The 11,945-nt window shown below is 43.0% G+C and carries 11 protein-coding genes and 3 pseudogenes; 12 read left to right on the top strand and 2 right to left on the bottom strand.

Annotated features, from left to right (window positions below; genetic code table 11):
• Positions 1-29: 29 nt before the first annotated feature.
• The 10 genes and pseudogenes from OSC7112_RS24105 to OSC7112_RS24060 all read left to right on the top strand — a co-directional run bounded on the left by OSC7112_RS24105 (position 30) and on the right by OSC7112_RS24060 (position 8,667).
• Positions 30-506: a helix-turn-helix domain-containing protein gene (locus tag OSC7112_RS24105; RefSeq protein WP_150111598.1), complete on the top strand. Its 477-nt coding sequence runs from the start codon at positions 30-32 to the stop codon at positions 504-506.
• Positions 507-1,180: 674 nt separating this feature from the next.
• The gene (locus tag OSC7112_RS24100) at positions 1,181-2,011 is read left to right on the top strand and encodes a prepilin peptidase (protein ID WP_015178344.1); all 831 of its coding nucleotides are present in this window, start codon (positions 1,181-1,183) and stop codon (positions 2,009-2,011) included.
• 61 nt (positions 2,012-2,072) lie between these two features.
• On the top strand, positions 2,073-2,294 hold the full coding sequence (locus OSC7112_RS24095) for a hypothetical protein (RefSeq protein WP_015178343.1): 222 nt from the start codon (positions 2,073-2,075) through the stop codon (positions 2,292-2,294).
• A 129-nt stretch (positions 2,295-2,423) separates the two neighbouring features.
• Positions 2,424-3,374 carry an acetyl-CoA carboxylase, carboxyltransferase subunit beta gene (gene accD / locus OSC7112_RS24090; RefSeq protein ID WP_015178342.1) on the top strand — a complete coding sequence of 317 codons (951 nt, stop codon included), beginning with the start codon at positions 2,424-2,426 and terminating at the stop codon, positions 3,372-3,374.
• Between the two features lie 384 nt (positions 3,375-3,758).
• Entirely contained in the window at positions 3,759-3,950 is a 192-nt protein-coding gene (locus tag OSC7112_RS24085; protein ID WP_015178341.1) for a hypothetical protein, read from the top strand.
• A gap of 145 nt (positions 3,951-4,095) precedes the next feature.
• The gene (gene psbV, locus OSC7112_RS24080; protein ID WP_015178340.1) at positions 4,096-4,584 is read left to right on the top strand and encodes a photosystem II cytochrome c-550; all 489 of its coding nucleotides are present in this window, start codon (positions 4,096-4,098) and stop codon (positions 4,582-4,584) included.
• A 147-nt stretch (positions 4,585-4,731) separates the two neighbouring features.
• The gene (gene psbV2 / locus OSC7112_RS24075; protein WP_015178339.1) at positions 4,732-5,232 is read left to right on the top strand and encodes a photosystem II cytochrome PsbV2; all 501 of its coding nucleotides are present in this window, start codon (positions 4,732-4,734) and stop codon (positions 5,230-5,232) included.
• Positions 5,233-5,357: 125 nt separating this feature from the next.
• The gene (gene petJ, locus OSC7112_RS24070; RefSeq protein ID WP_015178338.1) at positions 5,358-5,696 is read left to right on the top strand and encodes a cytochrome c6 PetJ; all 339 of its coding nucleotides are present in this window, start codon (positions 5,358-5,360) and stop codon (positions 5,694-5,696) included.
• 534 nt (positions 5,697-6,230) lie between these two features.
• Positions 6,231-7,247 carry a CHAD domain-containing protein gene (locus OSC7112_RS24065; protein ID WP_015178337.1) on the top strand — a complete coding sequence of 339 codons (1,017 nt, stop codon included), beginning with the start codon at positions 6,231-6,233 and terminating at the stop codon, positions 7,245-7,247.
• Positions 7,248-7,506: 259 nt separating this feature from the next.
• Positions 7,507-8,667, top strand: a pseudogene (locus tag OSC7112_RS24060) (transposase).
• 98 nt (positions 8,668-8,765) lie between these two features.
• Here OSC7112_RS24060 and OSC7112_RS24055 read toward each other — a convergent pair.
• Positions 8,766-9,552: pseudogene (locus OSC7112_RS24055) on the bottom strand (IS5 family transposase); the annotation flags it as partial.
• A 90-nt stretch (positions 9,553-9,642) separates the two neighbouring features.
• On the opposite strand from OSC7112_RS24055, the gene OSC7112_RS24045 reads away from it, so the two are divergent.
• Positions 9,643-10,709 (top strand): ISKra4 family transposase gene (locus OSC7112_RS24045; RefSeq protein ID WP_150111641.1). Its coding sequence is split into 2 segments (ribosomal slippage): positions 9,643-9,811 and positions 9,811-10,709, totalling 1,068 coding nucleotides; the frame shifts between segments, so codons are not numbered across the junction.
• A gap of 156 nt (positions 10,710-10,865) precedes the next feature.
• Positions 10,866-11,267, top strand: a pseudogene (locus OSC7112_RS24040) (ISKra4 family transposase); the annotation flags it as partial.
• Here the strand turns inward: OSC7112_RS24040 and OSC7112_RS24035 are convergent.
• Positions 11,245-11,883 (bottom strand): TenA family protein, encoded by a 639-nt coding sequence (locus OSC7112_RS24035; RefSeq protein WP_015178334.1) that lies wholly within the window; start codon positions 11,881-11,883, stop codon positions 11,245-11,247. The pseudogene OSC7112_RS24040 and the gene OSC7112_RS24035 sit on opposite strands and share 23 nt — an antisense overlap.
• Positions 11,884-11,945 lie beyond the last annotated feature (62 nt).

The following is an 11,945-nucleotide window of genomic DNA, read 5'->3' as shown; positions in this document are numbered from 1 at the left end:
ATAGATAGGTAGCGTTACTGGTGCGTTTTATGGCTCGTATTTTAAAAATCACAATTGAAGAAAGCGTAGAATTTTTAGAAAAAAAACTAAAAAATACTCGTACTGCCAGTCAAAGAGAACGAATACAAGTATTATGGTTAAAAACAGGGCAAGTACAGCAGCATCAAGAATTAGCGAATCGTTTGGGGAGAGACAAATCTACGATAAGCAGGTGGTTGCAAAAGTATCGACGGGGTGGATTGTCGGAATTATTGTTGGTAAAAAAAGCCCCAGGACAAGAACCACACTTGACAGGTGATGTATTAGAAGGACTAAAAGAACGTTTGGCAACAGGAGTCCCCTTCAAAAGCTACGGGGCAATTGTGGAATGGCTCAACAGCGAGTATAATCTATTCCTTACTTATGCAACAGTCTATGCCTGGGTGCATTATCGTCTCCAAGCTCTCACTGAAAGTGCCACGTCCGCAAAGTGCTTTACAGGACGTAGAAGCAGTGGAGCTTTTTAAAAAAACATCATTCCAGCAGTATTGACGTTTCAAAAATATTTTGGTAAGGGCAAAAGGCTACGATATTTGTGTCAAGATTAAACCCGTTTGGGATTGAAAATATTGACAGGAAAATTAATTACAGCTAGGGGGGTAAAACCAGTTGCTCCCCTACTGTGGAAACGTGAAAATTTTGGGTTGTATGGGGTAGTTGAACCATTGAGTGGCTGGCATTTTGGCCAAGAATACGCGCTCGCTTAACGGAGAAGATTTTCAGCAATGTATTGACGATCTTTCTCGCTTAATTGGGTGAAGATATTGCCCTGATTAACATGGATAGAGCAGGCGCTCATATCACTAATGAACTATCAGAACCCGAAAATTTAATTCCTGTCTGTTAACCCTCACATAGTCCAGAACTTAATCCAATTAAAAGGGTCTGGGAATATATCAAACAGCAACTTGTTGGAGAAGTTTTTACAACACTGGATCGATTGCGAGAGCGATTGAAACAAGTTCTTGAAAAAATCACTCCTGAGCAAATTAGTTCGTTGTCATGTTACAAGTTTATTCTTGAAGCCCTATTCTAGGCAGCTTCATATTAAATTGGTATTACTACAAACCTTATGGGTAATTGACCGAACAGAATATAACAATTAATAAATAACCACAGTCAACAGTCAACAGTCAACTTAATGGAAATAATCTTTAATTGCCTTGTGACGGCGATCGTCTTTATTGTCGGATCTGCTATTGGCAGCTTTCTAAATGTGGTAGTCTATCGGTTGCCTGCGGGTTTGTCGGTGATCCACCCTCCTTCTCGCTGTCCCAAATGTTTAAATCAACTCAGAAATTACGAAAATATACCCGTGTTCGGTTGGCTGTGGCTGCGGGGACGCTGCAATCACTGCCGCAGTCGGATTTCTGCCCGCTATCCGTTGGTGGAAGCCGCTACGGGTTTGCTGTTTTTGTTAATCTTCTGGCGGTTTGGCGTAACAGTGCAAACTCTGGGTTTTTGGGCTTTGTTTAGCTGGCTGTTGGCTTTGTCTTTGATAGATTGCGATACAATGACTTTGCCTAATTCTTTAACTCGATCGGGTTTGGTGGTCGGATTGGTTTTCCAAATGGCGAAAGGTTGGTGGCCGACATTTAGTCCGATCGACTCGATACACTATCTGGTACTCGATGGGATCGCCGGAGCAGTTGTCGGGTTGTGGCTGTTTGACGCGATCGGACTCGCCGGTTCGATCGGGCTCGGGCAGAATGCTATGGGCGCCGGAGATACCAAATTGGCCGCCTTGATGGGAGCTTGGCTGGGGTGGAAATACTTGCTGCTAGCGGGATTCATCGCCTGTATAGTCGGGGCTTTTGCCGGTGGCGGGGCGATCGCCCTGGGGTTGCTCGATCGGCGTCAACCCATGCCTTTCGGCCCCTTTCTGGCTCTCGGTGCAGCAATTACTGCTCTGTGGGGGGAAGCCATCTTATCTACTTACTTGCAGTTGTTTTTCCCGAATTTTAGTTTCTGAGCGGCAGGTAGTCAGGCGCGATCGAACATAGTATTGTCTCAAAAATTGGTAAAATTGTTCCGTGTCTTGGATTACACTTACAACTACTAGCTTTCGTTGGGAAGCGGAATTAATGCAGCAGCTCCTAGCTGCTCATGAAATCCCGGCCCGGATTGTAGACTTGGGCATAGCATCTTATTTGGGGGCTGGAAGTGCTACAGCCCTGCAAGTTCTTCCAGAACACCAGCGAACAGCATCGCTCCTCATCAGTCCAGTTGAAGATGAGCCACAATCTGGTGATTAGTCATTAGTCATTAGTCATTAGTCACTGAACAACTAGCAATTGACAACTAGCAACTAACAACTAACAATTACTAATTACCAATTACCAATTCCCAATTACCAATTACCAATTACCAATTAGCAAGTTTTAATGTCTCTATTTGATTGGTTTGCAAATCGACGAAAATCAGTACCGAACTCCCAAGAACGGCCGGAACGAGAAATTGCGGACGGACTTTGGAATAAATGCGAAGCTTGCGGTGCCCTGAGTTATACCAAAGACCTGCGAGCAAATCAAATGGTTTGCTTGGAATGCGGGCATCATATCAGAGTTTACAGTGACGATCGCATCGAGCAGTTGATCGATCCCAATACCTGGGTGCCCCTTAACGAAGGACTGCACGCCACCGATCCCCTGAAATTTCGCGATCGAAAAAAATATAGCGATCGACTCCGAGAATTTCAAGAAAAAACAGGCCACCTAGACGCCGTAGAAACAGGCACCGGCAAACTAGAAAATTTGCCAGTCGCCCTCGGAGTCATGGAATTTCAATTCATCGGCGGCAGCATGGGCTCAGTTGTCGGAGAAAAGCTGACTCGCCTCATCGAACACGCCACGCGGGAACGCTTGCCCGCGATCGTGGTGTGCGCTTCCGGTGGTGCAAGAATGCAAGAAGGAATGCTCAGCTTGATGCAAATGGCTAAAATTTCCGGGGCTCTGGAACGCCACCGGGAAGCGAGACTGCTTTACATCCCGATTTTGACCCACCCGACCACCGGCGGCGTCACCGCTAGTTTTGCCATGCTGGGAGACATTATAATTGCAGAGCCAAAAGCTACTGTGGCCTTTACGGGCGGCCGGGTAATCGAGCAAACTCTGCGCGAAAAGCTGCCGGAAAATTATCAAACTTCCGAATACTCCTTCGCCCACGGTTTTGTAGACTTGATCGTACCCCGGACTCAATTAAAGAAAACTCTCGGTCAGCTCATCAGCCTCCACCAGCCCCAGCCTTTCTTGGCCGGCTCGGAATTCTCCGCCCTCGAAGCCAGCGACAGTCACGCTTTGCCCCCGCAGACTCACGCTGTCAAACTTTCTCCCTAAGCTGCTGCTGCGGAGGATTGTCTGTTGCTGAGTGGGGGGCACAGAGGGAAATTTCTGAGGAATTGCTCAAAACCCGGCTTCTACCAAAAATATTGAGTTTAGTAACGAGACGTTCACGCAGACACCGGGTTTTGAGCCGCGCGCTCGCAACTCCTATTGGTAATAACGACGCAGCAGTGGGATGATATTGATCGGAAGTTGATTGGCCCCTCTGTTTGGCTGGGCAAAAATGCCTAGTAGCAGTTAGCGGTTAGTTAGCTTGCGATAGATCGAACAAAATCTCAGAACAAACTAACAGAACAAGCTAACAGCGCTTTCTAAAATTGTCCGGCTTTCAGTTAATAGCCGTCAACTCAATTTTGACCTGTCAGCGACCTAAAAATTATGGGTTTTGCAGACCTGTCCATCGCAGAAATAGCAGAGGACTTCAACGTCCCTGTTGAAGACGTGATCCGCTTGTGCGACGAGTTGGAAATTGCCTACAAGCACCCTCAAACCCGTTTGGCTTTGGAGGATGTTAAGGCAATTATGTCCGCTCTCGAAAAAAGGCGCGACTCAAAACTTCTTGCAGATTAGATCGCAAAATTCCTCTACCTTTAAAGGTATGGCTGCACAAACTTTCGCCAGTTGTTGCAGAATCAGGGAATTTTGAACACAAATCTGTTTGCCAGGTACGATCTCTTAGCGTTCAATAATTTGCCGGATTTTTTTAAGGAGAACCATGCTTAAAAGATATTTCATTGCTCTCACCGCTGTATTCTTGAGCTTTCAGTTATTTGTCAGCAGTGCGATGGCTATCGAACTGAGTCCTGAACTTCGCACTCTGCCTTTGAATGACAAGGGTACTCCAGTGGTGCTGAGCCTCAAACAAGTTGAGCAAGGCAAACGCCTGTTCAATTCGGCTTGCGCTCAATGTCACGCTGCGGGGATGACAAAAACTGATCCGAACGTGAATTTGAGCCCGGAAACTCTGGCTTTGGCGAACCCGCCCCGGAATAATATTGAGTCGCTGGTGGATTACATGAAAAATCCTACGACTTATGACGGGTTTGAGGAAATTTCGGAACTGCATCCGAGCATGAAGAGTGCGGATATTTTCCCTGAGATGAGAAATCTCTCGGATGACGATTTGTACGCAATTGCCGGTCACATTTTGTTGCAGCCGAAAATTGTCTCCAAGCAGTGGGCTGGTGGCAAAGGCGCTCGCTAATCGATTTTAGATTTTAGATTTTAGATTTTGGATTGGGAGAGGGCTGAACTTCGGCAAGAATTGCTGGCCGGTCGTTTTTCGCTCTAAAATCTGAAATCTAAAATTTACCTCCTGCTCATTGATTATCGCAAAAGGTTGTAGTCCCTCATGCTGCGTCGTGGTGCTGTTGTCTGCTTTCTGTTGGGGATGTTAATTATTTTGCCGCTCGTGCTGTTGGCTCCTCAACCTGTTTTGGCTGCTGCCGATTCTTACGTGAATAGGTATTTACAAGCCAGCGAACCTGTGGCTCTGGAGTTGGACTCTGAGGGACATACTCGCTTGTTTTCGGCTCAGGATTTGTCTGCGGGCAAGGTATTGTTCGAGCAAAATTGCCTGAATTGTCACGTCGGAGGAGCTAATTTGCCCGATCCGACGGTATCTCTGTCTTTGGCTGACCTCAAAGGGGCAACGCCTCCCCGCAACAACATCAATAGTCTGGTGGCATATCTGAGAAAACCGATGACTTATGACGGTACTGAAGAGACTTTTTGGTGCCGCGAAGTGCCGGAAAGCTGGATGCCACAGGCTGAGATTGAAAATTTAGCGGCTTTTGTGATCCGGGCTGCTCAGAAAGCTCCGGGCTGGGGCGCGGAGAATTTTGAGAGTTGAACTGCCACTGCCAAAAAGTGGTAAATTACTCGGAAGAAGGCGATACGGCTGCGCGATCGCGCCTGTTTTAACAGGTAAAATATCTAAAGAATCACCCTTTTCGTGTCCATTAGAGGAGAACTGCGTTGAAAAGACTCTTATCGATCGCCCTGTTAGCGATCGCAATTTTTACCGTTGGCTTTGGCCGCCCTGCTTTGGCAGGAGATGCCGCTAACGGAGCTAAAATCTTTAGCGCCAACTGTGCTGCTTGTCACATCGGTGGCGGCAACGTGGTTATGGCTATGAAAACCTTGAAAAAGGAAGCTCTTGAAAAGTACGGCATGAATTCTCTGGAAGCTATTACCACTCAGGTAACTAAGGGCAAAAATGCTATGCCTGCTTTCGCCGGCCGCTTGAAGCCCGAACAAATCGAGGATGTAGCAACCTACGTGCTCTCGCAATCTGAGAAAGACTGGAAAGGCTAAACTGCCTTTTTGAAGTCGGGCAGCCTGGGCGGGTTTGATTTAATTTAAAACTTGTCCTCCCGATCGCACCCTCTCTCACCCTTTGGCGAATAAATATCGGTTTGCAGCGATCTTAACCTATTTGAGCAAGAGCGCCAAAAATCTGATTTTTATGAGCTCAAGGGCGAGGGAGGGTAATTCTATTTTAGATTTTAGATTTTAGATGGGAGATTGAAAATTGAAGATGGGAGATGGGAGATTGGAGATTTTTATGAGATCAAGGGTGAAGGAGGGTAATTCTATTTTAGATTTTAGATTTTAGATGGGAGATTGAAGATTGAAGATGGGAGATTGAAAATTGAAGATGGGAGATGGGAGATTGAAGATGGGAGATTGCTAAATGCTGATTTAGTAGAAATTGTCAAGAACTTTATATTAAAATTTATTCGGGTTGCGCTGCCTAAATTAAAAGTGTGTGCTAGGATATAACCCCTTATTAGCAAAGCTTTGAAATCGAGATTAAAGTCGATCTGCAAAGTGAAATCTACATCTGCCATGAACGTAAAAACATCAGCAAAAGTTAAAACTCAAGTTAAAACTCTCGGAGACGCTGCATCTGGGGCGATTGAGAAATATTTCCGCAAAAGTGTAGCGCACGAGGCTGAAGTTATCAAAGACAAAGACGCCGAAGAACTTCATCAAATGCGCGTGGGATTGAGACGTTTGCGATCGGCTGTGACTGGTTTTGCTCCGGTTTTAGATTGGCCAAAAGAGGCTTCTGAACGTAAAATTGGTAAGGTGGGCCGGATTCTGGGAACGCTCAGGGATTTGGATGTGATGCTCGAAAGTCTCCAAAACCGCTATTACCCGAATTTGTCGGCTGACGAACAGGAAGTTTTGGATAAGGCTTTGTTGAATTTGCTCAAACAGCGACACCGGGCTTTGAAAGAGGTGAGGGCGATTTTAGAGCACAAAAGCTACGAATCGCTGAAGCAGTCGATCGAGGATTGGCTGGAAAAACCGAAGTTTCAGGCGATCGAACATTTACCAATTGCTGAGGTTTTGCCAGATTTACTGTTACCTCAAGTCAGCGAGTTTTTCCTGCATCCGGCTTGGCTGTTGGGCACAGAATATGAAGAGGGCAAAGTTAAAGTTGCTGATGATTTGAATGCTGAGGCTGTCGAAGAGAAGTTAGCAGCGGAGGGAACTATTCTGCACGATTTGCGGAAGCAAGCTAAGCGGGTTCGCTATTTGATGAATCTGTTTGGGGATTTTTACAGCGAGACTTACGAAGTTTATGTCGAAGATGTGAAAGCTGTTCAGGAATGTTTGGGCGATATTCAAGACAGTGAAGTTTTAGGGGAGTTTCTGACAGATTTTGTAGATCGCGATCTGAAAAAAGAGTTGCCGAAATTGGCTGGTTTGTTGGCCGAAAATCGCTACGCAGCTTGGCAAAAATGGCAGGTTTTGCAGCGCAGGTATTTGAGTTCGGAAATTCGGCAAGGTTTGCGATCTACTTTAATTCATCCTGTGGTTGAAGATGCTGCTAAGGTAGAAGCCTCGCAGCCATAACACACATATCCCCGAATTATAAAAGAAGTCGGGGATTTCAATTGCGATCGCGCATCGGGAAGGAAAAGGGCTCGCGGCGAGCCCTTTTCCTTTTCTCCTATTTCACCTTACTGAAAAGTTACTTTCGTCAGGTACATTCCCTTAGTGGTGCAGAAAACTCCTGAGATGCTTAAGGAGCGTAGAGAATCATAGTTAATGGAGAAAAGGGGCTTGCGCCGTGGTTCGATAGTTTTAGCGAAAAACAAATCCACGTAAAATAATGGCTACACCCCCACTCTATCGTCAACTACTCGGACAACTTGGTCAATGGATTGTCCCCAAAGATTTTCGCCATCTGAAGAACTGTGCAGAGATTGTAGCAGCAATATTAGAATCGGAAAGTGCTTGCGCTTCCCACTGGATTCCTTACCTCAGCCATCGGGACTGCCAAGCCCGTAGCCATATGGAGCGACTTAGCTACTTCATGAATAATCCAGCAATTAGGGCTAAGCAGTGTTGTATGTGCCATTGATTAAACAATTTCTCAAAGAATGGACAGGGCAAGAACTAATTCTAGTCATAGATACCAGTATGTTTTGGGACACTTATTGCCTGATTGAAGTATGTGTGGCGTGGGGCGGTCGCTCTATCACTCTGGCTCAAACTGTGATTAAACATGGTAGTTCTACAATTAGTTGCGAGCAATATCTACCCGTGTTAGAAGCAGCTAAATCTCGACTACCAACAGACGCAAAGCCAACTTTACTGGCTGACAGAGGGTTTGAACATGGAGAGCTGATGCGGTGGCTCACAGCACAGCAGTGGAACTGGGGCATTAGAGTCAAATCTAATCTCCAAATCACCTTGGCGTCGGGCAAGACACAATCTTTAAAGGAACTATTTCCACCTAAAGACCAAGTGTATTTATTTTCAGGAGTTAAAGTGCTTGGTGATGTAGAGTGCAATGAGTGGAACGGCTAACTGTCGTGGAGTGAAAGAACCTTGGGCCGTACTAACAAATACACCCCGATCACTACAAACATTCCAACTATATGGCAAAAGATTTGGCGGAATTGAACCTCGATTTAAAGATTATAAGTCGGGCAGGTTTGATATCTTAAGGTCGAAAATTAGGGACGCTAAAGCTTTGAGTAATTTATTAATGATGATATAAATTGCTGAAATATTAGCAATTAGATTGGGATTAATAGTGATAGAAACAATCTCCATAAGTAAGATAGATTGGCATGGTGAAAGAGGTTTAAGCCTTTTACAGCTTGGTATCAGAGCTATGAAAAGTTTATGTCATCAAGCTCGTTTAATTCCACTTCTCACGCCCATTCCTTGGGTGAAAATTCCTCCCGCTTGTGCTTCTCTCAAAAAACTAGCGAAGTTAGAGCGGCGGATTGAATTTTCTAAAGTTATGTCATTTTCTTATTAACAAAAATAGTTTTCTGCACCACTAAGGAGCTTACCTCGAACTCTCTGCGTTTATGCCGCTCGATGGGGCATCGAAACAATAGACCTCTTGCGAAAGTCTCAGGCGATCTCTAATTTAGTCTTTAAATAAAGTTCATAATTATAAATACCAGCGATCGACATTAAATCTTAATCCGAAGCGCCTTCTTCGATTCCGATATCTGGATGAAAGTATTCTAAATATATTTAAACTTCGATGTATATTTTCAATAATAATTCTTGCTTTTGCCAGTTGGCGATTTAAAACTTTTTCGGCTTGACTCAGTTCTTTATTCTTGGTTTTTTTGATGGGGGTTCTACTATTATTATGAATCTTTTTGATTCCTTGATAACCTTTATCACCTAAAAGTTCAACTTCTTTATTCATCCCGATCTTGCTTTTTTTAAACAAACTAAAATCATGCGTTTTCCCGTTACTAAAAGCTGTACATATTATTTCGGCACTTTTTGTGTTGGCTAAAACTTGCGATTTTATTGTATGATATTTTTGCTTGCCACTATAATATTTCTTTTGCTTTTTTTGGGGACGCTCTATTTCATGCTCAGACACATCCACCGCTACAGTTTCTATCTCGTGAATTTGACTTTGATAAACACTTTTTTTGCCAGGTAAATTAAATAAACCTGAATTTATTAAAGCTTTCTCAGTTCTAATTACAATTCGATCGGCATTTGATTCATTAATACCCCATTTAATTCCCAGATGAAAAAAAGTAGGATATTCTCGCAAATAGGATAATGTCATTAAGATTTGGTCTTCTGGGTACAATTTACTTGGTCTGCCTGATTTTTTTTGAAAAACTTTTTCTGCTTTGACTATTTTTACCATCTCTTTGAATGTCTCTTGATGGGGTGCATCTCACTTTTGCGAATGTGTCAAAAAAGAGTTAAAATGAAAAAGCTAGTAAAATCGTCAAATAAAGATGAGGTAAATAAAATGACACCCTCAGACCAACAACAACTAAAAGCCCACTTAAAAGCGGTAGCAAAAATTCTTTACAGAAATACAGAGCCAACTGAGTTAAAAACTTTTGAAAGTATAGAAAAAGCAGTCCGTCAGAAAATGTTATCAGAGGTTGGTCCAGAAATAGGTAGCTTTTTTTTTCAGCAGTATCAGGAATTCAAACAGGAAAACCCCGAAAAATAAAATCAATAATCGGATCGCTCGACATTACAGATAATCAGGCAAAATATTTTGGCTTAAAAGCTTACAGTCAATTTAGTCCCCTGATGGAAAATTGCTGTCTTTTAATCAGTGCTAACGAATCTTATCAAATGGCAGAAAAAGATTTGGAAAAATTTACTGGGATCAAAATTTCTCACAGTACATTACAAAGATTAGTCAAAAGACAAGAATTGGAATTGCCTACATCTCAACAAGGAGTCAAAGAAATTACATTGGATGGCGGTAAAGTCAGACTACGCAACGCAACCAAGGGCGAGAGCTGTTACTGGAAAGACTATAAAGCCGTGTGTTTAGATAATATTTATGCGGGAGCGTTTTTTCAAAATAATCAAGATTTAATTGATTGGACTAATAGCCAAAAATTACTACATCCTATGTATTGCCTCGGAGATGGCCATGCCGGAATTTGGAACATATTTAAAGAAATTGGAGACAATGAACAAAGACAAGAAATCTTAGATTGGTATCATCTGAAAGAAAATCTCTACAAGGTAGGGGGTTCAATAAAACGATTGAAATTAGCCGAAAATATGTTATGGCAAGGCAAAGTTGATGAAGTTATAAATTTATTTAAAGACTTTAAAGGTCAAGCATTTAAAACGTTTTGCAATTATTTAGATACCCATCGCTGCCGAATAGTAAATTACCAATACTACAAAGAAGAATCCATAAGTTCGATTGGTTCTGGAACAGTGGAATCAACAATAAAACGCATTGGATTAAGGGTAAAAATATCGGGAGCGCAATGGAATATTGAGAACGTTTCCTCTATGCTTGCTCTTCGCTGTGCTTATCTCAACGGTCAACTTTCAATTTGATGTATGTGCCAAAGTGAGATGCACCCTCTTGATGTAGTCCACAGTACCGTTTAAAGTCGGCGGGGTTTAACTTTTGTACTTGTTCGTAATTCATCTTATGGAAGCTAATTATTTCTTTTATTTTACCTATAACGAGCGCACTTTCGCAAGATGTCTTTTAAAGAAATTGGAGATAATGAACAAAGACAAGAAATCTTAGATTGGTATCATCTAAAAGAAAATCTCTACAAGGTAGGGGGTTCAATAAAACGATTAAAATCAGCAGAAACTCTGTTATGGCAAGGCAAAATTGATGAAGTTATCAAAATATTTAAAGACTTTAAAGGTCAAGCATTTAAAACGTTTTGTAATTATTTAGAGACCCATTGCTGCCGAGTAGTAAATTATCAATACTACAAAGAAGAATCCATAAGTTCGATTGGTTCGGGAACAATTTAATCAATAATTAAACGTATTGGATTAAGGGTAAAAATATCGGAATCACAATGGAATATTGAGAACGTTTCGTCTATCCTTGCTCTTCGCTGTGCTTATCTCAACGGTCAACTTTCAATTTGATGTATTTGCCAAACTGAGATGCACCCCTTTCGCACAGCATAGCGTAGCGATAGGTTGCTTCGACTTCCGGTCCAGCTTCTGCGTAGCGATCGACCAAACTTTCCAGCCGTTTTGCTAAAATCTCAAAATCCCGGCTGCTATAGGTGAAAATCCAGTCGCTAAACGCGTGTTCCGGTATATTAGGTTTAGCTAGCTGCTGTCCCAAAAAAGCATACAACCGCAAGCAAGGAGTCATCGCAGCTACTGTCAAACCTACACCACTTCCCCAGGCTGTCGCTAATAAAAAATCTGTGTAGTGGCGGGTAGCGATTCCCGGTTTTGCCTCTTGTAAGTTTACACCCAATTTGGCTGCATATCCTTGATGCAAACGAAGTTCTTCTAAAACGCCACTACCGAGATTGTGAAGGATTTCAAACCCCTCCCAGTCGGGTGCTTTTGCCGCAGCGATACTATAAGCGCGAGCGAAAGCTCGCAGAAAAAATGCGTCTTGTGCAACGTAATATGCAAAACTATTTTGGGGGAGGCTGCCGTCAGCAATCCCTCTGACAAAAAGATGTTGCAGACAAGCTTCGCTTAAGTCTTGATTTGCTTGCCAAAGATCATTAGAATTTGTCATGCAATGTTGAATCGATGGGTTATGATTGTAATTTTTATAGTCAGATCAAACATCTATGATAA

Origin of the sequence: Oscillatoria nigro-viridis PCC 7112, from assembly GCF_000317475.1 — a bacterium.
GTDB classification, from domain to species: domain Bacteria; phylum Cyanobacteriota; class Cyanobacteriia; order Cyanobacteriales; family Microcoleaceae; genus Microcoleus; species Microcoleus nigroviridis.
Note: the sequence above shows the minus strand (reverse complement) of the source record. Positions and strands in the feature narration are given on the sequence as shown.

Bases quoted from the DNA above. Each gene is read 5' to 3' on its own strand.
- OSC7112_RS24085 (WP_015178341.1), top strand. From the start codon at position 3,759: ATGGGTTTTGCAGACCTGTCCATCGCAGAAATAGCAGAGGACTTCAAC.
- psbV2 (WP_015178339.1), top strand. From the start codon at position 4,732: ATGCTGCGTCGTGGTGCTGTTGTCTGCTTTCTGTTGGGGATGTTAATT.
- psbV (WP_015178340.1), top strand. From the start codon at position 4,096: ATGCTTAAAAGATATTTCATTGCTCTCACCGCTGTATTCTTGAGCTTT.
- OSC7112_RS24035 (WP_015178334.1), bottom strand. From the start codon at position 11,883: ATGACAAATTCTAATGATCTTTGGCAAGCAAATCAAGACTTAAGCGAA.
- OSC7112_RS24100 (WP_015178344.1), top strand. From the start codon at position 1,181: ATGGAAATAATCTTTAATTGCCTTGTGACGGCGATCGTCTTTATTGTC.
- accD (WP_015178342.1), top strand. From the start codon at position 2,424: ATGTCTCTATTTGATTGGTTTGCAAATCGACGAAAATCAGTACCGAAC.
- OSC7112_RS24065 (WP_015178337.1), top strand. From the start codon at position 6,231: ATGAACGTAAAAACATCAGCAAAAGTTAAAACTCAAGTTAAAACTCTC.
- OSC7112_RS24105 (WP_150111598.1), top strand. From the start codon at position 30: ATGGCTCGTATTTTAAAAATCACAATTGAAGAAAGCGTAGAATTTTTA.